The organism is Streptomyces sp. NPDC005202 (assembly GCF_040608235.1).
Taxonomy (GTDB): Bacteria; Actinomycetota; Actinomycetes; order Streptomycetales; family Streptomycetaceae; genus Streptomyces.
The window spans coordinates 391,432-417,240 of record NZ_JBEXHW010000003.1 but is presented as its reverse complement, the minus strand read 5'-3'; the positions used below and the strand labels follow the sequence as shown (position 1 = coordinate 417,240).

General features: G+C 71.7%; 22 protein-coding genes and 3 pseudogenes. 17 read left to right on the top strand and 8 right to left on the bottom strand.

The features are described 5' to 3' along the window. Window positions 1–882: a universal stress protein gene (locus ABZV31_RS08660; protein WP_355889949.1), complete on the bottom strand. Its 882-nt coding sequence runs from the start codon at window positions 880–882 to the stop codon at window positions 1–3. Between the two features lie 97 nt (window positions 883–979). Between ABZV31_RS08660 and ABZV31_RS08655 the strand changes: the two genes are divergently transcribed. The 4 genes from ABZV31_RS08655 (at window position 980) to ABZV31_RS08640 (ending at window position 4,962) form a co-directional block, all read left to right on the top strand. Continuing rightward, a complete protein-coding gene (locus ABZV31_RS08655) occupies window positions 980–1,336 on the top strand; it encodes a VOC family protein (RefSeq protein ID WP_355889946.1) in 357 nt (118 codons plus the stop codon). A gap of 118 nt (window positions 1,337–1,454) precedes the next feature. Further along, window positions 1,455–3,131 (top strand): FAD-dependent oxidoreductase, encoded by a 1,677-nt coding sequence (locus ABZV31_RS08650; RefSeq protein WP_355889943.1) that lies wholly within the window; start codon window positions 1,455–1,457, stop codon window positions 3,129–3,131. Next, entirely contained in the window at window positions 3,128–4,615 is a 1,488-nt protein-coding gene (locus tag ABZV31_RS08645) for an ATP-binding protein (protein ID WP_355889940.1), read from the top strand. Before ABZV31_RS08650 ends, ABZV31_RS08645 begins: the two co-directional genes overlap by 4 nt. Next, complete coding sequence (locus ABZV31_RS08640; RefSeq protein ID WP_355889937.1) at window positions 4,612–4,962, top strand: UBP-type zinc finger domain-containing protein; 351 nt, start codon at window positions 4,612–4,614, stop codon at window positions 4,960–4,962. Before ABZV31_RS08645 ends, ABZV31_RS08640 begins: the two co-directional genes overlap by 4 nt. A gap of 138 nt (window positions 4,963–5,100) precedes the next feature. Here the strand turns inward: ABZV31_RS08640 and ABZV31_RS08635 are convergent. Together ABZV31_RS08635 and ABZV31_RS08630 are read right to left on the bottom strand one after the other, a co-directional pair. Next, window positions 5,101–6,255 (bottom strand): annotated as a pseudogene (locus ABZV31_RS08635) (glycoside hydrolase N-terminal domain-containing protein); the annotation flags it as partial. Window positions 6,256–6,370: 115 nt separating this feature from the next. After that, a complete protein-coding gene (locus tag ABZV31_RS08630) occupies window positions 6,371–8,167 on the bottom strand; it encodes a M4 family metallopeptidase (RefSeq protein ID WP_355889934.1) in 1,797 nt (598 codons plus the stop codon). 310 nt (window positions 8,168–8,477) lie between these two features. On the opposite strand from ABZV31_RS08630, the gene ABZV31_RS08625 reads away from it, so the two are divergent. The 9 genes and pseudogenes from ABZV31_RS08625 to ABZV31_RS08585 form a co-directional block, all read left to right on the top strand. Beyond that, the gene (locus ABZV31_RS08625; RefSeq protein WP_355889931.1) at window positions 8,478–9,713 is read left to right on the top strand and encodes a serine hydrolase domain-containing protein; all 1,236 of its coding nucleotides are present in this window, start codon (window positions 8,478–8,480) and stop codon (window positions 9,711–9,713) included. Window positions 9,714–9,751: 38 nt separating this feature from the next. Continuing rightward, complete coding sequence (locus ABZV31_RS08620; protein ID WP_355889928.1) at window positions 9,752–10,432, top strand: AIM24 family protein; 681 nt, start codon at window positions 9,752–9,754, stop codon at window positions 10,430–10,432. 219 nt (window positions 10,433–10,651) lie between these two features. Then, window positions 10,652–11,749 carry a tetratricopeptide repeat protein gene (locus ABZV31_RS08615; protein ID WP_355889925.1) on the top strand — a complete coding sequence of 366 codons (1,098 nt, stop codon included), beginning with the start codon at window positions 10,652–10,654 and terminating at the stop codon, window positions 11,747–11,749. After that, window positions 11,746–12,783, top strand: a complete 1,038-nt coding sequence (locus ABZV31_RS08610) for a polyprenyl synthetase family protein (RefSeq protein WP_355889922.1) — start codon at window positions 11,746–11,748, stop codon at window positions 12,781–12,783. Before ABZV31_RS08615 ends, ABZV31_RS08610 begins: the two co-directional genes overlap by 4 nt. A gap of 82 nt (window positions 12,784–12,865) precedes the next feature. Then, complete coding sequence (locus tag ABZV31_RS08605) at window positions 12,866–13,825, top strand: threonine/serine dehydratase (protein WP_355889919.1); 960 nt, start codon at window positions 12,866–12,868, stop codon at window positions 13,823–13,825. Between the two features lie 384 nt (window positions 13,826–14,209). Then, a complete protein-coding gene (locus ABZV31_RS08600) occupies window positions 14,210–15,802 on the top strand; it encodes a serine/threonine-protein kinase (RefSeq protein ID WP_355889916.1) in 1,593 nt (530 codons plus the stop codon). Window positions 15,803–15,841: 39 nt separating this feature from the next. Beyond that, the gene (locus ABZV31_RS08595) at window positions 15,842–16,813 is read left to right on the top strand and encodes an LLM class F420-dependent oxidoreductase (protein ID WP_355889913.1); all 972 of its coding nucleotides are present in this window, start codon (window positions 15,842–15,844) and stop codon (window positions 16,811–16,813) included. A 156-nt stretch (window positions 16,814–16,969) separates the two neighbouring features. Next, window positions 16,970–17,395, top strand: coding sequence for an SsgA family sporulation/cell division regulator (locus ABZV31_RS08590; protein ID WP_355889910.1), 426 nt, complete (start codon window positions 16,970–16,972; stop codon window positions 17,393–17,395). 83 nt (window positions 17,396–17,478) lie between these two features. Beyond that, a pseudogene (locus tag ABZV31_RS08585) lies at window positions 17,479–18,100 on the top strand (DUF2238 domain-containing protein); the annotation flags it as partial. Here the strand turns inward: ABZV31_RS08585 and ABZV31_RS08580 are convergent. Continuing rightward, the gene (locus ABZV31_RS08580) at window positions 18,098–18,523 is read right to left on the bottom strand and encodes a DUF6328 family protein (protein WP_355890104.1); all 426 of its coding nucleotides are present in this window, start codon (window positions 18,521–18,523) and stop codon (window positions 18,098–18,100) included. The pseudogene ABZV31_RS08585 and the gene ABZV31_RS08580 overlap by 3 nt on opposite strands. A gap of 255 nt (window positions 18,524–18,778) precedes the next feature. Here ABZV31_RS08580 and ABZV31_RS08575 point away from each other — a divergent pair, with 255 nt between their 5' ends. After that, window positions 18,779–19,123: a hypothetical protein gene (locus tag ABZV31_RS08575; RefSeq protein ID WP_355889908.1), complete on the top strand. Its 345-nt coding sequence runs from the start codon at window positions 18,779–18,781 to the stop codon at window positions 19,121–19,123. Window positions 19,124–19,137: 14 nt separating this feature from the next. Here the strand turns inward: ABZV31_RS08575 and ABZV31_RS08570 are convergent, their stop codons facing one another. The 4 genes from ABZV31_RS08570 to ABZV31_RS08555 all read right to left on the bottom strand — a co-directional run bounded on the left by ABZV31_RS08570 (window position 19,138) and on the right by ABZV31_RS08555 (window position 23,669). Beyond that, window positions 19,138–20,121 carry an aldo/keto reductase gene (locus ABZV31_RS08570; protein ID WP_355889905.1) on the bottom strand — a complete coding sequence of 328 codons (984 nt, stop codon included), beginning with the start codon at window positions 20,119–20,121 and terminating at the stop codon, window positions 19,138–19,140. 82 nt (window positions 20,122–20,203) lie between these two features. Then, window positions 20,204–20,881: a TetR family transcriptional regulator gene (locus ABZV31_RS08565; RefSeq protein ID WP_355889903.1), complete on the bottom strand. Its 678-nt coding sequence runs from the start codon at window positions 20,879–20,881 to the stop codon at window positions 20,204–20,206. Further along, the gene (locus ABZV31_RS08560) at window positions 20,878–22,371 is read right to left on the bottom strand and encodes an MFS transporter (RefSeq protein ID WP_355889900.1); all 1,494 of its coding nucleotides are present in this window, start codon (window positions 22,369–22,371) and stop codon (window positions 20,878–20,880) included. The genes ABZV31_RS08565 and ABZV31_RS08560 overlap by 4 nt, the downstream gene beginning before the upstream one ends. Window positions 22,372–22,418: 47 nt before the next feature. Continuing rightward, window positions 22,419–23,669, bottom strand: coding sequence for an FAD-dependent monooxygenase (locus tag ABZV31_RS08555; protein WP_355889897.1), 1,251 nt, complete (start codon window positions 23,667–23,669; stop codon window positions 22,419–22,421). Between the two features lie 350 nt (window positions 23,670–24,019). On the opposite strand from ABZV31_RS08555, the gene ABZV31_RS08550 reads away from it, so the two are divergent. From ABZV31_RS08550 to ABZV31_RS08540, 3 genes and pseudogenes are all read left to right on the top strand, one after another. Beyond that, window positions 24,020–24,394, top strand: coding sequence for a tyrosinase cofactor (locus ABZV31_RS08550; RefSeq protein WP_355889895.1), 375 nt, complete (start codon window positions 24,020–24,022; stop codon window positions 24,392–24,394). 32 nt (window positions 24,395–24,426) lie between these two features. Then, on the top strand, window positions 24,427–25,251 hold the full coding sequence (locus ABZV31_RS08545) for a tyrosinase family protein (RefSeq protein ID WP_355889893.1): 825 nt from the start codon (window positions 24,427–24,429) through the stop codon (window positions 25,249–25,251). Between the two features lie 84 nt (window positions 25,252–25,335). Then, window positions 25,336–25,808, top strand: a pseudogene (locus tag ABZV31_RS08540) (SRPBCC family protein). Window position 25,809: the final 1 nt, after the last annotated feature.

Below are 25,809 nucleotides of genomic sequence, written 5' to 3'. Positions count from 1 at the left end.
TCAGGTGTGGGTCACGTGCGGGACGACGGCCACCGGGCACGTCGCGTGGTGCAGCACCCCGTGCGCGACCGAGCCGATCCGCGCGCCCACCGCCGTACGGTGGGCGCGGCGGCCCACGACCACCAGCTGGGCCCGCTCGGCCGCCGCCAGCAGCACCTGGCCCGCGCTGCCCATCTCAACGTGCTCGACGACGGGCACGTCGGGGAAGCGCTCCCGCCACGGCTGCAAAGCCTCGGCCAGCGCCTTCTTCTCGTACGGCTCCAGGCCCCCGGCCTCGTCGAGGAGCTTGAGCGAGCCGGGGCTGTAGGCGAACACCGGCGGCAGGCTCCAGGCCCGTACCGCCCGGACGGTGGCTCCCCGGGCGGCCGCCGTCTCGAACGCGAACCGCAGCGCCGCCGCGCTGTCCTCCGAGTCGCCGTGCTGGCCCACGACGACCTCCCGGCCCGCGGCTTCGGCGGCGGGCTCGTCCCCGGCGCGCACCAGCACCACGGGCCGCTCGGCCTCGGCGATCACCTGCTGTCCCACGGAGCCGAGCAGGAACCCGACGGCGGGCCCGTGCCCGCGCGAGCCGAGCACCAGCATCTCCGCGTCCGCCGCGGCGGCGACCAGCGCGTCCACGGCGCCCTCCGCCAGGACGTCGGTGGTCACGTTCAGGCCGGGGTGGCGCTCGGTGACGGTCCGGGCGGCCTCGGCGACCGCGTCGCGCACCCACTGCTCCTGCGTGTCCCGGTCGCCCGCGTCGAACGCCTCGTGCGGCTCGAACCGCCAGGCGTGCACCACACGCAGCGTCAGCCCGCGGCGCACGGCCTCCCGCCCCGCCCACGTCAGCGCGGCGAGACTCTCCTCGGATCCGTCGACCCCTGCCGTGATCGGGCGCGTCATGCGGTGTGCCTCCCTGTGTCGTTGTCCCGTCCGTGTCCCGTCCGTCGGGCCCAGTCTTCCCTACGCTGTCCCCACGATCTTGAAATACGCTGCCCCCATGGGTTTGGAGTGGGAGCAGGTGATCGTGGACGCGGCCGACCCGGCCGCCCTGGGCCGCTGGTGGGCCGAGGCGCTCGGCTGGGCGGTGGTCGACGACTCCCCCGAGGAATACGAGATCCGGCCGGAGCCGGACCGCCTGCCGGGGCTGCTCTTCGTGCCGGTCCCGGGAGCCAGGACCGTCAAGAACCGGCTGCACCTCGACTTCCGCCCCGACGACCAGGAGGCCGAGGTCGCCCGGCTGCTGTCCCACGGGGCGCGCCACGCGGACGTGGGACAGGGCGAGCAGCCGTGGGTCGTGCTCGCGGACCCGGAGGGCAACGAGTTCTGCGTCCTGAGCTCCCGCCGCCCCGGCTGAGGCCGCCGTCTCCCGCATCCCGGAGCGAAGCGGGACGATCGAACATACGATGGGCGGGAGCCGGCGTGGTGACGACGGGCACCGGGCCGCCGATCCGACCGCTCGGGGCGGGAGACGTATGGCACAGGCCGCGGAGGCAGCGCGGACCGTCATCATGACCGTGGACGACGATCCGGGGGTCTCCCGCGCCGTCGCCCGTGACCTCAGGCGACGCTACGGCGAGTCGTACCGGATCGTGCGCGCGGAGTCCGGCGACTCCGCGCTGGAGGCGCTGCGCGAGCTGAAGCTGCGCGGCGACCTGGTGGCCGTGATCCTGGCCGACTACCGCATGCCGCAGATGAACGGCATCGAGTTCCTGGAACAGGCCCTGGACGTGTATCCGGGCGCCCGGCGGGTGCTGCTGACCGCGTACGCGGACACCAACGCGGCGATCGACGCGATCAACGTCGTCGACCTGGACCACTACCTGCTCAAGCCGTGGGACCCGCCCGAGGAGAAGCTCTACCCGGTCCTGGACGACCTGCTGGACGCCTGGCGGGCCAGCGACTACCGGCCGGTGCCCAGCACCAAGGTGGTCGGGCACCGCTGGTCGGCGCGGTCGTCGGACGTGCGGGAGTTCCTGGCCCGCAACCAGGTGCCCTACCGCTGGTACTCGTCCGACGAACCGGAGGGCAGGCGGCTGCTGGCCGCCGCCGGGCAGGACGGGCAGCGGCTGCCTCTGGTGATCACGCCGGACGGCACGCCCCTGGTCGAGCCGGAGGCGCCGGAGCTGGCGGCCCGCGTGGGGCTGGCGACGACGCCGGCGGCCGACTTCTACGACCTCGTCGTGGTCGGCGGCGGCCCGGCCGGGCTCGGCGCGGCTGTGTACGGGGCCTCCGAGGGGCTGCGGACGGTGCTCGTGGAGCGCTCGGCGACCGGCGGCCAGGCGGGGCTGAGCTCGCGGATCGAGAACTACCTCGGCTTCCCGGACGGCGTGTCGGGCGCCCAGCTGACGGACCGGGCGCGGCGGCAGGCGACGAAGTTCGGCGCCGAGATCCTCACCGCGCTCGAGGTGACGGGCCTGGAGGTCAACGGCGCGGCGCGGACCGTGCGGTTCTCGGACGGCTCGACGGTCGCCGCGCACAGCGTGATCCTGGCGACCGGCGTGTCCTACCGGCAGCTTGCGGCGCCCGGCACGAAAACCCTGGCCGGCTGCGGCGTGTTCTACGGCTCGGCACTGACGGAGGCCGCCTCCTGCCAGGACCACGACGTGTACATCGTCGGCGGCGCCAACTCCGCGGGACAGGCGGCGATGTACCTCGCCAAGGGCGCGAAGTCGGTCACACTGCTGGTGCGCGGCCCGTCCCTGTCGGCCTCGATGTCGTACTACCTCATCCAGCAGATCAACGAGGCCCCCAACATCTCGGTGCGCACCGGCACCGTCGTCGAGGCGGCGCACGGCTCGGAACACCTGGAGCAGCTGACGCTGCGCGACACCGCGACCGGGCAGACCGAGTGCGTCGACGCGCAGTGGATGTTCGTGTTCATCGGCGCCGCGCCGCTGACCGACTGGCTGGACGGCACGGTGCTGCGCGACGAGCGCGGCTTCATCCTGGCCGGACCCGACCTCACCCCCGACGGGCGGCCGCCCGCGAGCTGGGAGCTGGACCGGCCGCCGTACCACCTGGAGACCAACATTCCCGGCGTGTTCGTGGCGGGCGACGCGCGCGCCGAGTCCGCCAAGCGCGTCGCGTCCGCCGTCGGAGAGGGAGCCATGGCCGTGATGCTCGTCCACCGCTACCTGGAGCAGTCATGAGCGGGCAGCCCATGCCGTGCAGCCCGCAGGAGATCGGCTCCATGTTCCTGTTCGAGAAGCTGACCCCCAAGCAACTGGGCCGGCTGTGCTGCGAGGGGCGGGTGGAGAAGTTCGAGCCCGGTCCGGTGTACACCGAGGGCGAACCCGCCACCTGCTTCTACATGATGCTCGGGGGCACGGTCGTGCTCTCCCGCCGGGTCGGCGGCGACGACGTGGAGGTCACCCGGACCTCGCAGCGCGGGGTGTACGCGGGCGCCATGCAGGCGTACCTCGGGGACCGGGTGCGGCAGGTGTACAACAACTCGATGCGCGTCACCGAGCCGACGCGGTTCTTCGTGCTGCCCGCGGACACCTTCGCGAGCGTCATGAGCGAGTGGTTTCCGATGGCGGTGCATCTGCTGGAGGGGCTCTTCTTCGGCCAGAAGAGCGCCCAGTTGGCCATCAACCAGCGCGAACGGCTACTGGCGCTGGGCTCGTTGTCCGCCGGTCTCACGCACGAGCTCAACAACCCCGCGGCGGCGGCCGTACGGGCCACCGCGACGCTGCGGGAACGGGTGGCGAAGATGCGGCGCAAGCTCGCCGTCATCGCCGAAGGCCCCTTCTCCCGCGAGACCTTGGCGACCCTCATCGAGATCCAGGAGCGCACGGCCGAGCGGGTCGCCAAGGCGCCCGTGCTGAGCCCGCTGGAAGCCTCCGACCGGGAGGACGTCCTCACCGACTGGCTGGAGGACCAGGGCATCGGCTACGGCTGGCAGCTGGCGCCGACCTTCGTCCAGGCCGGGCTCGACGTCGACTGGCTGGAACAGGTCGCGGCGGCCGTGGGCGAGGAGATCCTGCCGAACGCCGTCGGGTGGCTCAACTACACGATCGAGACCGAGCTCCTCATGAACGAGATCGAGGACTCCACCACCCGCATCTCCCACCTGGTCGACGCCGCCAAGCAGTACTCGCAGCTGGACCGCGCCCCCTACCAGGTCGCCGACGTCCACGAACTCCTCGACAGCACGCTGCTGATGCTGTCGGCCAAGATCGGGCAGCGCATCGAGGTGGTCAGGGAGTACGACCGTACGCTCCCGAAGATCCCCGCCTACCCGGCCGAACTCAACCAGGTGTGGACCAACCTGATCGACAACGCGGTCGCCGCCATGAACGGCGCAGGCGGCGAAGGGACGTTGACCGTGCGCACCGCACGCGACAACGACCGGCTCCTGGTCGAGTTCCAGGACACCGGTCACGGCGTGCCGCCGGAGATCCGCGACCGCATCTTCGACCCCTTCTTCACCACCAAACCGGTGGGCGAGGGCACCGGCCTCGGCCTGGACATCTCCTGGCGGATCGTCGTCGACAAGCACCACGGCAGCCTCCGGGTGGAGTCGGTACCGGGCGACACACGTTTCCAGGTCCTGCTCCCGCTCAAGGCCGCGGACCCCGACGACACCCCGCTCACGCCCCCGGAGCCCGACACGACCGAGGAGCAGGCATGACCAGCGACACCGGAATCGACCTCAGCGTCCCGCCGAGCGGCACCGGCTGCATCGAGTGCGATGCCGCCGGCGGCTGGTGGTTCCATCTGCGGCGCTGCGCGCAGTGCGGCCACATCGGCTGCTGCGACGACTCGCCCGCCAAGCACGCCACCGCGCACTACCGTGCCACCGGACACCCGGTGATCCGCAGCTTCGAGCCGGGCGAGGGCTGGTTCTGGAACTACGACACGAAGGAGCTGTACCAGTCCGGGCCCGAGCTCGCTCCGCCGGTGAGCCACCCGGCGGAACAGCCGACGCCGGGCCCGGCGGGACGAGTCCCGGCGAACTGGGCGGACACCCTGCGCTGAGCCGGCCCGGGCGCCCGCGGAGTTCGCGCGGGCCACCTCCGGGCCGGATGCGGCGGCCTGGGAGAAGGCGGTCACGGCGTTCGGCTTCGGCGACGTCTACGAGCGGGCCCGGTGCCAACTTCGCCTCGCCGAGGCCCTGGTCGAGTTGCGGTAGCGGTTGCGCGGGTCGTTGAAGTGCCTGCGGGTGAGCTCGGTCCAGGACGGCAGTTGGGCGAGGCAGTAGTCGGTGAGGGCGTCGAAGCAGGAGGACAGACCCGCCCGGTCGGCCATCCAGTAGTTCATCTGGAGGTTGATGTCGGTGTGGTAGTCGCCCATCCAGTCCGGTTCGTTGCCGTCGAGCCACAGGCCCTGGAGGTTCAGCGGCAGACTGCCGCGCGATCCCGAGATCATCAGGTAGCGGCCGAACTGGAGGTAGGCGGCTTCGAGTTCGGGGTCGGGCTCGCCGTCCCGGGCACGGGCCTGAAGGCGCTCCCAGGTGTCCAGGGAGCGCTGCCGGGCGGACGACGTGCCGAGCGAGACGTCCAGCTGCCCGAACAGCGCACGGTGGTCGGCGACATGCGTGCGCAGCAGCGTGTCCGCCGGGTGGGCGGCGGCGGTGCGGACCTTGGCACGGGCGAGTCGCTCGGGGTCGAGGGACGGGTCGCGGTATCCGGTGGAGGCGTTCGGCGCGTAGTTGGTTGCGCCGCTCACCACCACGGTCAGTTCCGTGCAGCCGGAGAAGACGATGGGCGAGCCTTCGACAGCGACGCTGCCACCGGTGCCGTACGCCGTGACGGCGGCCCCGTAGCGCAGTCCGTTGGGGAAGGCGGCACCGAACGACACCGCTTCCGAGGCCGTCTCGCCGTGTGTGGCCTTTAGGGTGACCGTGCCGGTGTGGCGGCCGCCCCCGCTCTGGGTGAAGTGCAGGACGATCACGTCGTCGGGGCGGCTGGCGAAGAGCTGCCGCCGGTACGTCACTCCGGAGCGGACGTACGACGTCGTCGCCACGCCCCGGGCGAGGTCAAGGGTGCGGCGGTAGCCGGAGACGGCGGACAGGTCGTGGTCGGGGATGTCGACGGTGAGCCGGGCCAGCAGCGTGAACGAGCCGAAGTCGTCGCGGCCGTAGGGGAACTGCCCGTCGGCGTCCAGGGTGTCGTTGGGGCCGCCGGTCCACATGGTGGCGTCGGTGATCAGCAGGAGTTCGCGGCCGGGGTCGTTGCTCGCGAGGGCGCCGAGCCGTCCGTTGCCGACGGGCAGGCCCTGCTGGATCATCGAGTGCTCGTCGGCGGGGGCCTGCCACCACAGTGTGTGACGTGAACTGCTCTTGTGGAGCGGTAATAAAAGAAGCAGCAGTCGCTGGGCACACATGAAGGTGCCCCGCTCGGAGCGGGGCACCTTCGTTTCGCCGTGGAACGTCGGCCGGTTGCTGTCAGTGGCGGTCGGCCGGGGTGTTGGCGGCAGTGACGTTGACCGCGGCCCAGGCCCGGTCCACCGTCTTGTACTCCGTGCTGTTCGCGCCGTAGAGGTCCTTGGCCGCCTTCAGCGTCGCGACGCGCGCGTCGTGGAAGTCGGTCGTGGAGACCATGTAGCGGGTCAGCGCCCGGTAGAAGATGGCGGTGGCCTTGGTGCGGCCGATGCCCTTCACCGTCAGCCCGCCGTAGGTGGGCGAGTTGTAGCTGAAGCCGCCGATCGTCTTGCGGCCGCCGCCCTCGGCGAGCAGGTAGTACGCGTGCGAGGAGACGCCCGAGCCGGCGTGGACCTCGGTGTCGTACACCGCCGGAGACCAGTAGTCGATCGTGCCCTCGAGCCTGTCGAGGGACGGATGGTCGAGGCGGCGCAGGAACTTCTGGGCGAGGCCCAGCTTCTCGCCGACGAGGTAGTTCGGCGGATTCTTCGGGTTGTTGGTGAAGAACTCGACGTTGGAGCCGAAGATGTCGGCCAGCGACTCGTTGAGCGAGCCGGGCTCGCCGTACTGGTTGCCGTCGGCGTCCACCCGGGTGGGCTCCAGCTTGGCGGTCGCGTCGACGACGCCGTGGGTGAGCTCGTGGCCGGTGACGTCGAGGACGACGAGCGGCTTCTTGAACATCTGCCCGTCACCGTCGCCGTACAGCATGCAGTCGCACGTCGGGTCCCAGAACGCGTTGGCGATCTTGTTGCCGAAGTGGACCATGGCCTGGGCACCCTTGCTGTTGTTCTCGATGCCCTTGCGCCCGAAGGTCTTCTGGTAGAAGTCCAGCGTCTTGGTGATGCCGTACTGCGCGTCGACGGCGGCGCTGGCGCGGCTGGAGACGGCGCCGTTGCCCCACTTGTTGGTCGTGCTGGTGAACTTCGTACCCTGCGCGAAGTTCTCCAGCAGCCGGTTCTTGGCGTCCCGCGTCTCAGTGCCCCAGCGGCTGGGGTCCTTCAGCAGGTAGCTGGTACCGGCGGTCCGGGTGGTGGTCAGCGAGACCTTACCCAGGAAGAGGGAGGAGCCGGTGCCCGTGGCGGGTGCCGGGTAGTGGACGGCTCCGGCCGCGGGGGTCGCACCGAGGGCGGCGGACAGCGGGGCATTGCCGGTGGCCGGGTCGAGCGTCTCGCCGCGGTCGCGCAGCGTGTCGAGCAGCTTGGGCGACAGGAACTCGTCGCTGTCGGGCGTGTTACTGCGCACCTTGCCGGTGAGGGCGTCGATGACGACCGTCCGGGAGCCGCCGCCCTCGGTGGTGGCGCTGTCGGTCACCCGCACCTGGTAGGCGAGGACGGAGGCACCGTCACGGGCGTCCAGGACGAGCTCGGCGCCGTCGGCGTCACCCTTGGCGGCGGAGGCGGCCTTGGTCTCCGCCTGCTTTGGCGTCAGCTTGGCCTCGGTGGTGGCGGGCTTGACGGTGTGGTCGGCGGCCCGGGTGACACCGGTGTACGCCAGCCGCCGGTCGAGGTGGACGACGAGGTCGCCGCCGAGCACCGGCATGCCCTGGTGGGTCCGTATGAAGCGGACGTGGCGCGCGCCCTCGGGGTCGAGCATCACATCCTGGGCCCGCAGCTCGTCCCCCTGGGTGACGCCGGTCGCCGACGCGTGGGCGAAGGCGGCGGCGCGGGCGGCCTCCACCACGGATGCGGCAGAGGTGCCGGCGGACGACACGGGGTGGTCCGCCCCCGCGGAGGGGACGGCCAGCGCCGTGCCGGCCAGGCCCGTGACGGCCGTCGTCACCGCGACGGCGACCGCCACGCTGCGTATGTGGGGTCTGCGCACTCTTGAGGGTTCCTTCGTTCGAAGGCGGCCGGGATCACCAACCGCCCTGAGACATGGCGCGGTTGCGCCATGGGGGCTGGTCGGGCCCCGGAATGGAACCCTTATGGATTAGTCATGTACATGTAAAGCACGAATGACGCCTTCCGCGCGTTTCATGGCAATCCTTTGCCAATCCACCCCACTCAGTGATCAATGAGTGACCAACTGTGTGTCGTCTGCGGAGATGTGACGGGATGCGAGAAGGTTGCCTCGCCCAAATGTGATCGATCTCGCACGGACGACGCGCGGGAGGAGACGGGAGAGGAAACGTATGGCCTCACGAACGGTGTACAGGGGTGCGGTACCCGGCTCACTGGTGCTGACTCTCCTGGCGGGGCCGGCCCACGCGGTGGACCGCCGGCCGGACGCCGCGGCGTCCACCGCCGCGCTGCCGGCGCCGGACACGGCGGGCCTGAGCCGTGTGCTGCGCACGGCACTCGCGCAGGGAGCCCCCGGCGCGATGGCGCGGATCGACGACCACCGCACGGCCTACGACGACCACGCCACGGTCCACAAGGCCACGGAAGGGGTCGCCGACCTCGCGACCGCAGAGGTGATGGACACGGCCGACCGCTTCCGCATCGGCAGCGCCACCAAGACCTTCTCCGCCGTGGTCCTGCTGCAACTGGCCGCCGAGGGCAAGCTGAGGCTCGACACGTCCGTCAACCACTACCTCCCGGGCCTGCTGCCCGACGACCGGATCACGGTGCGGCACGTGCTCAGCCACCGCAGCGGCCTGTACGACTACACGAACGACATGTTCGCGAAGACCGTCTCCGGCTTCGAGGCGGTCCGCAGCAAGGTCTTCACCTACCGCCAGTTGGTGGCCCGGTCCCTGCAGCACGCGCGCACCCACGCGCCCGGCGCCGTCTACGCCTACTCCAACACCAACTTCGTGGTCGCCGGCATGCTCATCGAGAAGCTGACGGGCCACTCCGTACGGACCGAGTACGACAACCGCATCATCGAGCCGCTGAAGCTGCGCGACACCTTCTACGTGCACCCCGACACGAAGATCCCCGGCCGCCACGCCCACGGCTACCTCACCCCGGACGAGGCGGGCGCGGCGCTGGTGGACGCCACCGAGCAGACGGTGTCCTGGGCGCAGAGCGCGGGCGCGGTCATCTCCAGTACGCGCGATCTGAACACGTTCCTCTCCGCGCTCCTGGGCGGCCGGTTGCTCCCCGCCTCTCAACTGGCGCAGATGGAGCGGTGGGTTCCGGCGGGCACCGCCCAGGCGTACGGGCTCGGCCTGCGCCGGCGCGACCTGTCGTGCGGGGTTTCGGTCTACGGGCACACGGGCGTCGTCCAGGGCTTCTACACGTACGCGTTCACCACCAAGGACGGCCGGCGCAGCCTCACCGCGCTCGCCAACACCTCCAACAACGGCGCCGTGCAGACCACGATGCTGCGCACACTGGAGTCGGCGTTCTGCGGCAAGCAGACGAAGACGCGGATCCCTGCCCCGTTCCCCCGCCCGGCCGTGGAGAACGACCTCAGCCAGTGATCTTGGCGGAAGCAGTCCCTCCGGGACAGGATGCCCGCATGAAGGGTGATCTCTTTTCCAGTGAGCACATGGTGCCGCCCACGACCGTACCTGGCATGTCCGTCGAGAACGCCAAATGCATCAGGTACGTGGTGAACGGCGAGATGTTCGCCCGCCAGGGCTCGATGGTGGCCTTCCGCGGCAACCTGCAGTTCGAGCGCAAGGGCCAGGGCGTGGGCGGCATGCTCAAGCGTGCGGTCACCGGAGAGGGGCTGCCGCTGATGGCGGTGCGCGGACAGGGCGAGGCGTGGTTCGCGCACGAGGCACAGAACTGTTTCGTCGTCGAGGTCGACCCCGGCGACGAGTTCACCGTCAACGGCCGCAACGTCCTGTGCTTCGACGCCTCGCTGTCGTACCGGATCAAGACCGTGAAGGGGTCGGGCATCGCGGGCGGGGGGCTGTTCAACAGCGTGTTCACCGGGCACGGCAGGCTTGGCCTGGTGTGCGAGGGCAACCCGCTGGTGATACCGGTGACGCCGCAGCAGCCGGTGTACGTCGACACGGACGCGGTCGTCGGCTGGACCGCTCACCTCCAGACGTCGCTGCACCGCTCCCAGTCCCTCGGTTCGATGCTGCGCGGCGGCTCGGGCGAGGCCGTGCAGCTGATGCTGCAGGGCGAGGGCGTCGTCGTCGTACGGCCCAGTGAGGCGACGCCGCAGAAGGCCCAGCAGCCCCACTGAGGAGTTGAGCCCCGGGAAGTGATCTGCGCCGCACAGGCAACCCCGCTGTCCTCGCCGGCGTCTTGATCGGCAACAGGTGATGCCCTGGCCCCTCGGACCGGGGCCGGCTTCCGGCGCTATACACACTGCGTATACACAGAGTGTGCACCGCGTCCGCGTCCGCGTCCCGGCCCGGCGTCCCTGTCGCTCGACAAACAGACAGCGGACCGAAAGGCATGCATGTACGGCAAGGCATTCGCCCCGGAGTACCAGGGCGCGCTCACCTCCCTGTCCGTGAACTCCTCGCTGACCGAGGTCCTGGCCGCCGGGAGAGAGCAGTTGGCGGCCGCCGAGCGGACCGGGCAGCGGGGCGAGGTGGCGCGTTCCGGACTGGCAGTCGCCGAGGCGCACCGGCGGCTCGGCCAGGTGCGGGAAGCGGACCGGGCCTGGAAGGCGAGCTACCGTGCCGCCCGTGAGGCCGGGGACACGGCCGCGATGGCCTGGGCCCTGTGGAGCGGCGGCACTCTGGCCCGGCAGCGCGGGGCGTTCGCGCTGGCATGGCGGTTACTTGGCCTCGCGGCCGAACTCGGCGAGCGCGGCGATGACATCGTCGTCCGCGGCTACTCACTGGCCGGCCTCGCCGAGACCGGGCGCATCCAGGGCGACTACGAGGCCGTCGGCCGCCTGCACGAGCAGCTGCTGGCCGAGGCCCGCAGGCGCGGCGAGGCCAGGCACACGGTGTGGGCGCTGGAGGGCATCGCGCAGATGCACCGCAACACCGGCTCCTACGACAGTGCGTACGCGCTGTTCGAGGAGGCCGCCGGGATAGCCGCGCGCGCCGACGACCGGCGCGGCCACGCCTGGGCCCTGCGCGGACTCGCCGACGTCGTCTCCGTGCGCGACGGGGACACGGAGCGGGCGCTCGCGCTCCTGTGGCAGGCGGAGCAGACCTGCCGCGCGATGAACCTCGCCGGCGCGCTGGCGTACAACCACAAGATGCGCGGCAACGTCTTCTACCGCGCCGGGCGGTACGCCGAGGCACGGGAGACGTACGAGCAGGCGCTCGCCGAGTTCCGCGCGATCAGCGAACCGAGCGGCGAGGCGCTCTCCCGGCTCGGACTCGCCAAGTCCCTCGCCCGGCTGGGCCGCGACCGCACGCAGACCGCGGCCGAACTGGCCGACCTGGCCCGCACGATGGACCGCATCGGCCTGCGCCACGCGCGGGCGATGGTGGCGCGGGCACAGGAGGAGTTCGGCGTGGCGGGCGGCAGGACGGGCCCCGGCTCCCCCGCCGACGCCCGCACCGCGTCCCCGGTTGCCGCAGGGGCCGCGCGATGACCGCGCTGTCCTCGGCCGCGCCGGTGGCGGTCGACGCGCCCCAAGTCCTCGACCGCTGCCGGGCGTTGGTGCGGCCCGCGCTCGCACAGGCCGTGGAGCGGCTGCATCCGTGGGTGGGTGAGATGGCCGGGTACGCGCTCGGCTGGTGCGAGGTCGGCGGGGCTCCCGCGGCCGCGCCCGGCGGCAAGGGCGTACGGCAGGCGCTGGCGGTGCTCGGGGCCGAGGCGGCCGGAGCTCCCGGGCGGGCGGGGGTAGCCGCGGCCGTCGCGGTGGAGCTGGTGCACACCTTCTCGCTGCTGCACGACGACATCATGGACGGCGACGGGACCCGGCGGCGCCGGCCCACGGTGTGGAAGGCGTACGGCACCGGCCCGGCCGTCCTCGCGGGCGACGCCCTGTTCGCGCTGGCCGTCGAGACTCTCGCCGCCGTCCCGGGTGGTTCCGGAGGCCTGCGCCTGCTGTCCGTGGCGCTCGCCGACCTGGTGCGCGGGCAGGCCGACGACCTGCTGTTCGCCGCGCGGCCCTGGACCGGGCCGGAGCGGGTGCGGCCGGAGGCGTACCGGGCGATGGCGGAGCACAAGACGGGTGCGCTGCTGGGCTGTGCGGCAGCGCTGGGTGCCGTGCTCGGCGGGGCGTCCCCGGCGACGGCCGACGCGCTGGACCGGGCCGGACGGCACCTCGGGATCGCCTTCCAGGTGGTGGACGACGTCCTCGGCCTGTGGGGCGACCCGGCGGTCACCGGCAAGCCCGTCCACGCCGATCTGCGCGAGCGCAAGAAGACGTTCCCCGTGCTGGCTGCGCTCAACTCGCCCGGCGCTGACGCCCGGCGTCTCGCCGCGCTGCTGGAGTCGGACGGGAACCCCGCCGAGGCGGTCGCGCTGATCGAGGCGGCCGGCGGCCGTACGGCGGCACTGGCCGAGGCCCGTCGCCATGTCGCCGCCGCGGAGACGGCTCTCGCCGGAGCACCGCTGGAGGCGACGGCCGCCGCCCAGCTGCGGTCGCTGCCTGCCTTCCTCGTCGGCCGCGACCTCTGAAAGGTGTTGACCCGCGCCGCGTCCCCGGGTCAGGGTGCCAAGCGGCGCGGATCCTCGCCCCGCGCCGGAAAGGTGAACTGCCTTGATCGGCATCTCGGAGATCGAAACCGCGGCCGAGCGGATCGCCGGACATGTCGTCCGCACCCCAACCGTGCCGAGCCCCGGCCTGTCCGCGCTGCTCGGCGCCCCGGTGACCGCGAAGCTGGAACTGCTGCAGCGCACCGGCTCGTTCAAGGCGCGCGGCGCGACGGCGAAGCTGCTCTCGCTCAGCGAGGCCGAGCGGGCCGCGGGCGTGGTGGCGGTCAGCGGGGGCAACCACGGGATCGCGCTCGCGGTGATGGCCGCCGCCCTCCACGTGAAGGCCACGGTGGTGATGCCGCGGTCGGCGCCCGCCCGGTCCGTCGGGATCGCGGAGGCGGCCGGGGCGTCGGTGCGGCTGACCGCCGACATGGACGGCGCGTTCGCGCTGGCGACGCGGTTGCGGGACGAGGGGCTCACCCTGGTCCACCCCTTCGACGACCCGGTCGTGATCGCCGGTCAGGGCACCGTCGGGCTGGAGTTCGCCCAGGACGCCGGCGAGCTCACCGACGTGCTCGTCAGCATCGGTGGCGGCGGGCTGATCGCGGGTGTGGCGACGGCGCTGCACGCGCTCCGTCCCGGCGTGCGGATCTGGGGCGTGGAGACGGAGGGCGCCCAGGCCATGTCCGAGGCGCTGAAGGCGGGCGGGCCGGTGCCGGTGGCGCTGTCGTCGATCGTGTCGACGTTGAGCGCCCCGGCGGTGTCGCAACTGACGTACGACCATGTCTCCGCCCTGGTCACCGAGGTGCTCGTGGTCCCGGACCGGGAGGCCGTCCAGGGCTGCCTCGACCTCGCCGACCACGCCAAGGTGTGGGCCGAGCCCGCCGCGGGCTGTCTCCTGCCGGCCGCCCGGCGGGTGCGGGAGCGGGTCGGGCCGGACGCCCGGCTCGGGCTGGTGGTGTGCGGGGGCAACGCTACGACCGCCGACGTCATGTCCTGGGCGGACCACTTCGGGCTGCGCTGAGGTGCGCCCGAAAAAGCGGTAGGCCGGGCGCCGCGAGTTCGAATGCGGCCGACGATCGCCTTTACCGCTGGTTACCACAGGTCGGCCGCGGTGCATTCGGCCGACGGATTCCCGCGGGAAATTGCGCGGGCGTACTGCTCGGACGGAAACGGGAATTTCTCGAAGGCCATTGTGGTCCCACGAGTCCGCCGCCCAGCGGCACGCCCGGCGCACCACCGGCCGAGGTCGGCCTCCTCCCGCCGCGTCGACCGGATTTCTTCGCACACCCGGTCGCATCGAACGAATAAAAGGCAAGGACGGCCGATTGGTTGTCGATCCTTTGAACACACACCGTCTGGGCCGCCGTACCACTGGGAAAGGTGAGAGCCAGGGGTTCAGCGAGGGATGACCATGGTCAAGGCGCACGTCTCCGCACACGAGTGGGTCGCCGGGCGGTACCGGCTCCTCGATGTCGTCCACCGCGAAACGAACCGCATCTGCTGGTACGGCGAGGACGTCGAGGCGGAGCGCCCCCGCCTGCTGACACAGGTCGCACTCCCGGCCGACGCCGGGGAGGAGAGCGCGCGCCGGATCACCGCCCGCATCATGCGCACCTCCGAGACCATGGGGCTGATGAGGCCGGGCCGGGTCGCCACGGTCGTCGACGCCATCGTGGAGACCGGGACGCTGTGGACGGTCACCGAGTGGATCGACGGCACGCCCCTGGGCGAACTCCTCGCGCAGGAAGGGACGTTCAACTATGTGCGAGCGGCCCGGATCGGGCTCGAACTGCTCGACGTGCTGGAGGCCGCGCACACCGAGGGCGTCACGCACGGCGAACTCAGCCCCGGCCAGGTGTTCGTACGGGAACGGGGCGGTGTCGTGGTGACCGGTTTCGGACTGGCGGGCGCGACCCTCGCGCCCCGGATCACCGCACCGTCGTACGCCTCCCCGGAGCAGGCCCGTGACGAGCGCGTCGGACCTGCGGCCGACCTGTGGGCGCTCGGCGCGATCCTGTACACGATGGTCGAGGGGCGCCCACCGTTCCGCGACCGGGGCCGCCCCGAGGCCACGCTGAAGGGCGTGGACCGGCTGCCGCTGCGCACCCCGCTGCGTGCCGGACCGCTCACCCAGGCCGTGGGAGGGCTGCTGCGCAAGGACTCCCGGGAGCGGCTGACCCGTCCGGTGGTCCGTGAGGCGCTCACCCGCGTGGTCAGCGAGGACCCCGACACGGTCGCGGCGAACGTCCCCCGGCCCCGGGTGCGGGGCGCGTACGCCGCGGCCCTTGAGGCGGGCCGGGCCTGGAGCAGACGGACCATGGCCGTGGGCACCGCCCTGGCCGTCGTCACCGTCGCGGTCGCCGTGCTGGCCGCGACCCACCAACTCCCCGGCACCGGCACGTCGGGTTCCGCCTCCGGCACCGCGAACCGCCCCTCCGCCGCCGCCACCGGGCCCGCCGGACGGACCGGGGGCAGCACGCCCCGGCCGTCCGCGACGCCGACGGCCTCTTCCTCGGCCACGGCGTCGGGGCTGCCGGCCGGCTACCGCCGCTACGACGCCCCGGAGGGCTTCTCCGTGGCCCTGCCCACGGGATGGAAGCCGCTGCGCACCACGCGCGTGTCCGACCTGGCGTACCGGGTCGTCCTGGGCGCGACCGGCGACCCGCGCACCCTCGCGGTCACCTACAGCGAACGCGTCGGCCCGGACCCGGTCGCCGTGTGGCGGGACGACGTCGAGCCCGACCTGGGGCAGTCCGCCGGCTACCGCCGGATCGGCGACATCCGCGCGACGACGTACCAGGGGCACAAGGCCGCCGACATGGAGTGGCTGTCCGGCACCGGGGACGAGCGCGTGCACACCTTCGGCCGCGGCTTCCTCCTCGGCGACCACCGCAGCTTCTCGCTGCGCTGGACGACCCCCGCCGACGACTTCGGCAAGGCCGCCAGCCGGCAGGCGCTGGACGTCTTCCTGAAGACCTTCCGCCCGGCGTCGACCTGATCCTCGTTTTCGGTCACGCGAGCCGGGGACTCGGCGGTTATGGTGCAAATCGGATACACGATGATGACCGAGCAGGCAGGCCCGCGTGAGCTGGTCGACCATGTGGTGCGGGCCGAGGAGGTCGGCTTCGACTTCTCGGTGACCTCGGACCACTACTTTCCGTGGCTGCGCTCACAGGGGCACTCGCCGTACGCGTGGAGCGTCCTCGGCGCCGCCGCCCAGGCGACCTCGCGCATCCCGCTGATGACGTACGTGACCTGTCCGACCTTCCGCTACCACCCGGCGGTCGTGGCGCAGAAGGCGGCGACGATGCAGTTGCTGGCGCAGGGCAGGTTCCGGCTGGGCCTCGGCGCGGGCGAGAATCTCAACGAGCACGTCGTGGGCGGCGGTTGGCCGTCCGTCGACATACGCCACGAGATGCTCGAGGAAGCCGTCGGGATCATCCGCGCCCTGTTCAAGGGCGGCCATGTCAACCATCGCGGTACGCACTTCGACGTGGAGTCGGCGCGGCTGTGGGACCTGCCGGACGAGCCGCCGCCCATCGGCATCGCCGTCTCCGGCGAGCAGTCCTGCAAGCTGGCGGGCCATCTCGCCGACCTGGTCATCGCCACCGAGCCCAAGGCCGGTCTCCTGGAGGCCTTCGACCGGCACGGCGGCGAGGGCAAGCCGCGCGTGGGCCAGCTGCCGGTCTGCTACGACCCCGACCGCGACACGGCCGTGAAGCGCGCGCACGCGCAGTTCCGCTGGTTCGGCAGCGGCTGGAAGGTCAACTCCGAGCTCCCGCACCCGGACTCGTTCGAGTCGGCCACCCAGTTCGTCGCGCCCGACGACGTCGCCGAGTCGATTCCGTGCGGCGACGATCCGGAGGCCTTCGTGGAGGCCGTACGCCCCTACGCCGAGGCCGGGTTCAACGAGATCGCGCTGGTGCAGATCGGCGGCGAGTCGCAGGAGGCGTACCTGGACTGGTCGGCGAAGACGCTGCTGCCCGCGCTGCACGACGCTTTCGGCTGACCGCGCGACGAGCCGGGAGGAGGCCCGTCGGGGCGTCGCTCCTCGCGGACGCGCACCGCGCGGGGCCGGGGACAATCACCGGGACGCCTGAGCATCTTGGGCGTGGGAGGGGTACTAGAGGGCTCTACGTCCTGATGTCCTGGGAGGGCCCCTCTCGTGAACTCCTTCGTGCACAAGACCCTGGTGGTGCAACTCCAGGCGGGTGCCACGGACCGCTTTCCCGTGCTGGCGCACCTGAGCTACGACGCCGACGACCCGTTCGCCGTCACGGTCGTGTTCAGCCACGACGGCCGGGTCCTCGCCCGGTGGAAGCTGGACCGGGAGATGCTCGGTGACGGACTGTCAGGCCCGGTCGGGATCGGCGACGTCCGCTTCCGTCCCGTCTCGACCGGCCCGTGGGAGGAACTGTGCATGGAGTTCTACGGCAACGCCCACCCCGACGGGGGCCGGCACCACGCGGTGGTGTTCGTCTGGGTGCCGGCCGTCGCGGCTTTCCTGCGCGAGACCCATGAGGTCGTGGCACCGGGCGAGGAGGAGGTCGGCGTGGACGACTTCCTGGCCGAGGTCATCGCGGGGGGCTGACCGCACGGCGACTGAGGAGCCGTACTCATGCCGTCGACGTGGCGCTCCGCCACGATGGGGCTCCCACGACAAGGAGCCCCGCCATGCCCGCTGTGCACCCCGCCCCGCGCCGTGTCCTGCCCGCCCTCCCGGCCGGGGCGGTGGTCGCCGGCATGGCCGTCTCGGCGTGGGCCCCGCGCGACCGCACGACCTGGCTGCTGGAGACGGTGTGGATGCTCGTCGGGCTGCCGCTGGTCGTCCTGCTCCGGCGGCGCTTCCCGCTGACGGACCTGCTGTGCTGCCTGCTGGCGGCGCACGCGCTGATGCTGGCGGTGGGCGGCCACTACACCTATGCCGAGGTGCCCGTGGGCGATAGGGGTCCGCGACACCTTCGGCCTGGACCGCAACCCCTACGACCGTTTCGGGCACCTCGTGCGGGAGCTGCTCGTGCGCACCTCACCCCTGCGCGGCAGCCGCTGCCTGGCCCCGCTGACGGTGTGCGCCTGCCTCGCCTTCAGCGCGTTCTTCGAGCTGCTGGAGTGGGCGGCGGCGCTGATCGGCGGGCACGGAGCGGACGCGTTCCTCGCCCCGCAGGGCGACGTGTGGGACACGCAGGGCGACGTGTGGGACACCCAGTGGGACATGTTCTGCGCCCTGATCGGCGCCGTCGCCTCGGTGCTCGTGCTCGGCCGTGCGCACGACCGCCGGCTCGCCGCCCTCGCCTCAGCGGGAGGTGTACCGGCGCCGAATCCACAGGGGCAGCGCGAACCAACACATCAGGTACCAGGCGACCACCACCGCGACCAGCCAGGGCAGGTAGCCGTCGTGCGTGGCCACCCTGAGGATCAGCAGCAGTGACGCGGTCATCGTGGCGAGCAGCAGCACGAGGCCCACGAAGGTCAGCCGGGAGGCCCATCGCACGGCCTGGGGCTTGACCCGGCGCCCGGCGACCAGGCGGTGCAGGGACACCGGCCCGATGAGCGCACCGGTCGTGGCGGCACCCAGGACGACCGTGACGATGTAGATGACCTGGTCCGTGTGGGTCAGCCTTTCGTACTTCGGCTGGAACACGACGGTGAGCAGGAAGCCGAAGAGGATCTGCACACCCGTCTGGGCCACTCGGACCTCCTGGATGAGCTCCACCCACATGCGGTCGGCTCTCTCCTCCTCGGTCTCGTTGCGTCCCCGACGCCTGTCCGCACCGTCTTCCCCGACTGTCACGCTGCCTCCCAGTTCCGGCCACCTGAGCCCTCTGTCCCCGCGAGTTCCCCGAAAAGCCGGAGTCCTGCCAACCGGCTGTTTGGGCGGTCGGACGACGGTTACGACGACGGTTACGACGACGGTTACGACGACGGTTACACGGACCGCGCGACCCAGGCAGTCCACTCGAGGAGGTCCCGGCCGATGCCCGGCACGCAGCTCACGGTGACGCTCAGCGGCGGCACAGTCGCCGACGCGCAGACGGTCGTCAGGACACTGGAGGGGGTCTTCGGGGCGCCGGACGGGCTCCCTGCCGACGAGGGGGCCACCGTCCGCACGGCCACCTTCTCCGGCGAGCCGGAGAAGCCGGCGCCCGGCGACGCCCGCGACGGCGGCCCGCTGTCCGCGCCGGTGACGGTCACGCTCCAGGGCACCCCGGAGGCCGTGCGGAAGGTCGGCGACAAGCTGGCCCACGCCTTCACGGCACACGACGAGGGTGCCGCACCCGGCGACCAGGAGCAGGAACGGCAGCTGCGCCTGGAGCCGTGACCGCCCCGTGGGGCCTACCAGCGGTCCTCGACCTGGTCCTTGATCCGGCGCTCGTAGAGGTCCCGGACGGCCTCGAGCGTCTCGTCGGTCAGCGGGGGCAGCTTGGCGGCGGCCGCGTTGGCGCGCGCCTGCTCGGGCGAGCGGGCACCTGGGATGACGGTGGTGACGCCGGGCTGCTGGATGATCCAGCGCAGCGCCAACTGGGCCGGCGTGTACCCCTCGGGGGCGAGGGCGGCGAACTCGGCCGCGGCCTCGATGCCGGTCTCGTAGTCGACGCCGGAGAAGGTCTCGCCCTGGTCGAAGGACTCCCCGTGCCGGTTGAAGGTGCGGTGGTCGTTGGCAGGAAAGACCGTGTCCTTGGTGTACTTGCCCGACAGCAGCCCGGAGGCGAGCGGGACGCGGGCGATGATGCCGACGCCCGCCTCCCGGGCGGCCGGAAGCACCTCGCGCAGGGGCTTCATGCGGAACGGGTTGAGGATGATCTGGACGCTGGCCACATGCGGCCGGGCAATCGCCGTCAGAGCCTCGGCGCAGGTCTCCACGCTGACGCCGTACGCGGCGATCCGCCCCTCCTCCACGAGGGTGTCCAGGGCGTCGAACACCTCGTCGGAGGAGTAGACGGGCGTCGGCGGGCAGTGCAACTGCACCAGGTCGATGCGATCGACGCCGAGGTTGCGCCGGGAGCGGTCGTTCCAGGCGCGGAAGTTGTCCAGGACGTAGTTCTCCGGAATCTGCTCGACGCGCCGGCCCATCTTCGTCGCGACCAGCACATGCAGGTCGGGCCGGGTGCTGAGGAAGGAGGCGATGGTCTGTTCGCTGCGCCCGTCGCCGTAGACGTCGGCCGTGTCGAAGAAGGTCACTCCCGACTCGGCCGCCGCCTCCAGCACGGCGAGGGCTTCCTTGTCGTCCACGTCGCCCCAGTCGGCGCCCAGTTGCCAGGTGCCGAGCCCGACGACCGATGCGTGCTGACCCGACCTGCCGAATTCACGTTCGTCCATGCCGTCAGTCTGTCACCCGTCGCGTCCCTGTGCGGAACGCACCTCCGGGCTGCTCTCCGGGCTGCTACCTGTGCGTTTTCACTCAAGGCGTCAGGTGTGCCTGCACGGTGGGCGCGTACCGCTCCACGAGGTCGTCGATCGCGCTCTCGCGCACACGGGGGCCGCGGGCGATCCCATACATCACGCCCAGGCCGAGCAGGGTACCGACGGCCAGTTCGGCCCGCAGGTCCGCGTCGGGGCCGGGGAGGCGCTCGGCGAGGCGGTCGGTCACCTGGGCGCGGAAGTTGGCGCGCAGGATGTCGCCGTGCGCGCCGTGCAGGGGCGCGAACACGATCCTCAGGATGGGGTCGGCGCCCCGCTCGCGCTGGCTTTCCAGCACGTGGCGGACCATGTGCCGGCCGAGGTCGTCCAGCGGGGCGTCCAGCAGGCCGGTCGCGTCGTTCTCGAAGGACATGACACGGGCGAAGAGGGCGTCCTTCGTGCCGAAGTACTTCAGGATCAACGGCGGGCTGACTCCGGCGCGTTCGGCGACCCCCTTGAGCGTGATGTCGGCGTGCGCGTGCCGGGCCAGGAGATACCGGGCCGCCTTGAGGATGGCCGCCTTGGTCGCCTCGGCGTCCCGGCGGCCGGGCGCGGACGCGGCGGCACTTTCGGGCGCGGGCCCGGCAGCGCCTTCGGGCACGGACGCGGCGCTTTCGGGCACGGACGCGGATGCCCGTGCGGACGTCGACGTCCCGGGTGGAGTGCTCACGGCACTCATGCTCCCTCCAGCGCCTCGTCCCGGGCGCCTCGGGTGCGGCCGCGGGCGCGCCGCGTGCCCCCGGAGGCGGCGTCCCCCGGGATGGACAGCGCCGCCGCGCAGGCGGCCAGGGCGACGGTGCCCGCCATCGCGAACGCCAGCAGGTAGCCGTGCAGGGCGGGCACCGGGGCGCCGCCGACCAGGCTGCTGTGGTGCACGAGGACGGCGGCGACGGCGGCGCTGGAGGTGGCCTGGCCGATGGTGCGCATGAGGACGTTGACGCCGTTGGCGGACGCGGTCTGCCCGGCCGGGACGGCACGCAGGATGAGGGTGGGCAGCGCCGAGTAGGCGAGGGTGGTGCCGGTCGCCACCACGGCGGCACCCAGGATGATCATCCACAGGTCACGGCTGTCGGCGATGCGCACCGCATAGCCGCACGCGATGACCGCGGCCCCCAGGGCGAGCGTGATCCGCGGGCCGCGGGCCGCCGAGATGCGGGCCGAGACGGGCGAGAACAGCAGCATGATGACGCCGCCGGGCAGCAGGCACAGGCCGGTGGCGACGATCGACAGGCCGAGCCCGTATCCGGTGGCCTTCGGCGCCTGCACCAGCTGTGCCGTGACCAAGGTGTTGGCGTAGAAGGCGAAACCGGTCAGCAGGGCGGCGACATGGGAGAGGCCGACCCTCGGCCGCGTGACCAGCCGCAGGTCGACCAGCGGCCGTTCGGCGCGCAGCTGCTGCCGCCACCACAGGGCCAGGACGACAACGGCGCCGAGGAACAGGCCCCCGATCCGCGGGCTGCCCCAGCCCCACTGCCCGCCCTGGGACACCGCCAGCAGCAGGCACACCAGCCCGGCGGCCAGTCCGAGCGCGCCGAGCACGTCGAACCGGCCCGGCTCCCGCACGGGCGATTCCTTCACCGCCCACCACACCGCGGTCACACCCAGAGCGCCGAGGGCACTGGTCAGCCAGAACATGGTGTGCCAGTCGGCGTACTGCACGACCAGTGCGGCGAGCGGCAGCCCCAGGGCGGCGCCGATGCCGACGGTGGAGCTCATGAACGCCACCGCGGATCCCCGGCGCTCCGGCGGCAGCTCGTCCCGCAGGATGCTGATCGACAGCGGTACGACGGAGGCGGCGGCACCCTGCAGGGCGCGGGCCGCGATGAGCACGCCGATGTCGGAGGACAGGGCACACATCACCGAGCCCACGGTCATCAGGGCGAGGGCCGCCGTCAGCACCCGGCGCTTGCCGTACATGTCGCCGGCGCGGCCGAGCACCGGGGTGAGGACGGCGCCGGACAGCAGGGTCGCGGTGACCATCCAGGAGACCGCGCCCGCCGACGCGCCGGTCAGCCGGGGCAGGTCCGGCAGCAGCGGGACGACCACCGTCTGCATGACGGCCATGAGGATGCCGCCGAAAGCCAGCACCGGGATGGTGAGCCCGTCCCGCCTGCGGGTCCGCCCGGCGCGCACACCGGGCGGGTCGGCTATCGAGGCGGGCTGGTCCATCGGCACTCCAGCGGGCGGCACGGAAGACAGGTGAATATCAATTCACCTTATCGGGTGAATGGCCGTTCACCAACATGTCCGCTGTCCACCTGCGGGGCGGTCAGCGACCGCGCATGCACGGTCTTCGCCACCTTCGGCCCCAGCCACCGCTTCAGCCTGCGCAGCACCTCCAACTGCCCGGCCGCCTTGTCGATCCCGTAGTACAGCTGGGGCGGGACGTACGGCAGCAGCGGCGAGTGCCGCTGGCCGAGCAGGGCGAACATCCGGTGCGGGGGCAGGCCGATGTAGCGGGGCAGGTTCTCGTACCACTGGGCGCTGTAGCGGGCCGCGCTCTGGACGGACAGCAGGGCAGAGGTGCGTTCCCGCTCGTAGGCGGCGAGGGCCTGCGGGAGCGCGGCGTGCTCGCGGAGGGCGCCGGCCATGCAGATCGCGTCCTCCAGGGCGAGGGTGGTGCCCGCCCCGATGGAGTAGTGCGTGGTGTGGGCGGCGTCGCCGAGCAGGACGAGGTTGTCCCGGTACCACGTCCGGTTGGTGAGGGTGCGGAAGTTCAGCCACTGGGCGCTGCCGTCGGCCGAGGGCCGCCCGATCAGGGGGTGGCCGTCCAGCACGTCGACGAACAGCTTCTCCAGCAGGGCCAGGCCGTCGGCCTCACCCACTCGGTCGAGGCCGAGGCCCGTGAAGGTCTGCGGGGAGCACTCGACGACGCAGGTGCTGTGCCGGTCGCCGTATCCGTAGCCGTAGCACCAGATCCAGCCGTGGTCGGTCTCCATGAAGGCGAAGGTGAAGGCGTCGAACACCTTGGTGGTGCCGAGCCAGATGTAGTGGTTGCGCCCGAGCCGCACCCGAGTGCCGAAGTGGCCGGCGTGACGGTCGCGCAGCGCGCTGTGGACGCCGTCCGCGGCCACCACCAGGTCGGCCGCCGGCAGGTCCTCGGCGGTGACGTCGTGCTCGAACTCCAGCCGTACGTCGAGGGACCGGGCCCGGTCGGCGAGGATCTCCAGCAGCCGGTGGCGGCCGATGCCGAAGCCCTCGTCGCCGCGGTGCCGGGTCGTCAGGTCCCGGACATGGGCGACGCCGTCGCTCCAGCGGACCGAGTGCGCCTCGACCGCGCGCGCCGTCTCGGGGTCGTGCGCCCGGAGCTTGTCGAGCAGTCCGCGCCAGTACGTGACGCCCCAGCCGTAGGTCGAGCCCTCCGGGTTGCGCTCGTGGACGGTGATTTCGTGGGCGGGGTCCTGCCGCTTGAGCAGGATCGAGAGATACAGGCCGACGGGCCCGCCGCCGACACAGGCGACCTTCACGCACACACCCCTGACAATTACCGAAAGTGGTCAATTGACAGCGCAGAGTAGCAGGAGCCGCAGGCACCCCTCCGACCCCACGGATCGCGTCAGTTTCCCTGCGTGAGCGGCACCACCTCCGGCACGGCGCTCAGCGAAAGAACACGCGAAACACCTTCGCCAGGGAGAGGAATTCCCCCTTCCGGAGTCTTCCGGGCGCCCCTCACAGCAAGATCATCTTTGTTCAATCTTGTACGGCATGTGGCTAATTGTCCAGATCGGAGCCAACCACTTCCCGGCGATTTCTCCCACTCTCCGATGGACCGATAGGCATGCGGGGTCCTCACCCGAACACACCCAGGAGGTCCCGTATGCCGGAACTCAGCCGTCGCCGCGCGCTCACCGTCACCGCCGCCCTCGCCGCGGCCGCCGGCGCCCGGACGGTCGTCGCACCCGGCGCGTCCGCCGCCGGACACGAGCACCACCACGACTCCCCCGACCCCTTCGACGAGGTCTACCAAGGCCGCCGCATACAGGGCCGGCCGACGAGCGGGGGCGGTCACCACCACGACATGGGCTACGCCGTGTTCGTCGACGGGGCGGAGCTGCACGTGATGCAGAACGCCGACGGCAGCTGGATCAGCGTCGTCAGCCACTACGACCCGGTCGCGAGCCCGCGAGCCGCCGCCCGTGCCGCGGTCGACGAACTGCAGGGCGCCCGGCTCGTCCCGTTCGCCGCCAACTGACCGCCCCTCAAGTACATCCGGAGTACCTGCACATGACCGTCCGCAAGAACCAGGCCACCCTGACCGCCGACGAGAAGCGGCGCTTCGTCGCCGCCGTCCTGGAACTCAAGCGCAGCGGCCGCTACGACGCCTTCGTCACGACGCACAACGCCTTCATCATGGGTGACACGGACAACGGCGAACGAACGGGCCACCGTTCACCGTCGTTCCTGCCCTGGCACCGCAGATTCCTCCTGGAGTTCGAGCAGGCGCTGCAGTCGGTGGACGCCTCGGTCGCGCTGCCCTACTGGGACTGGAGCACCAACCGCACCGCGCGTGCCTCGCTGTGGGCACCCGACTTCCTCGGCGGCACCGGGCGCAGCGTGGACGGCCGGGTGATGGACGGCCCGTTCGCCGCGTCCACCGGCAACTGGCCCCTCACGGTGCGCGTCGACAACCGCACCTATCTGCGCCGCTCGCTCGGCGCCGGCGGCCGCGAGCTGCCGACCCGGGCGGAGGTCGAGTCGGTGCTGGCGATGGCGACGTACGACACGGCACCCTGGAACAGCGCCTCCGACGGCTTCCGCAACCATCTCGAGGGCTGGCGCGGCGCCAATCTGCACAACCGGGTCCACGTGTGGGTCGGCGGGCAGATGGCCACCGGCGTCTCCCCCAACGACCCGGTGTTCTGGCTGCACCACGCCTACATCGACAAGCTGTGGGCCGAGTGGCAGCGCCGGCACCCGGGGGCCGGCTACCTGCCGACCGCCGGTACGCCGAACGTGGTGGACCTGCACGACACCATGAAGCCGTGGAGCGACGTCACCCCGGCGGACATGCTCGACCACACCGCTCACTACGCCTTCGACACCGACTGAGCCCCGCTCCGCGGCCGGTTTGTCCCGCAGGTCGCGCGGTACCCGCGCCGGACGTGTCCGACGAAGACGAGGAGGAACGGACCCGTGTCGCTTGTCGAGGAATCCATCGAGGTCGGCGTCCCGGTGCACACCGCGTACAACCAGGTGCACACGGCGTACAACCAGTGGACGCAGTTCGAGACCTTTCCCAGTTCATGAGCGGGGTGGAGCGGATCGAGCAGCGCACCGACAGGCTCACCCCCTGGGTGACCAACGTGAACGGGGTGCACCGGGAGTTCGACGCCGAGATCACCGAGCAGATCCCGGACGAGCGGGTGGCGTGGACCACCGTCGACGGCGAGGCGCGCCAGGCGGGTGTGGTCACCTTCCATCGCCTCGACGACGACCACACCAAGGTGATGCTGCAGATGGACTTCCACCCGGGCGGTATCACCGACACCGTCGGCGACAAGCTCGGGTTCGTGAGGCGGCAGACCAAGGGCGACCTGGAGCGCTTCAAGAAGTTCATCGAGACGCGCGGCCCGGAGACCGGGGGCCGACGCGGCGTGGTCGTGTGAC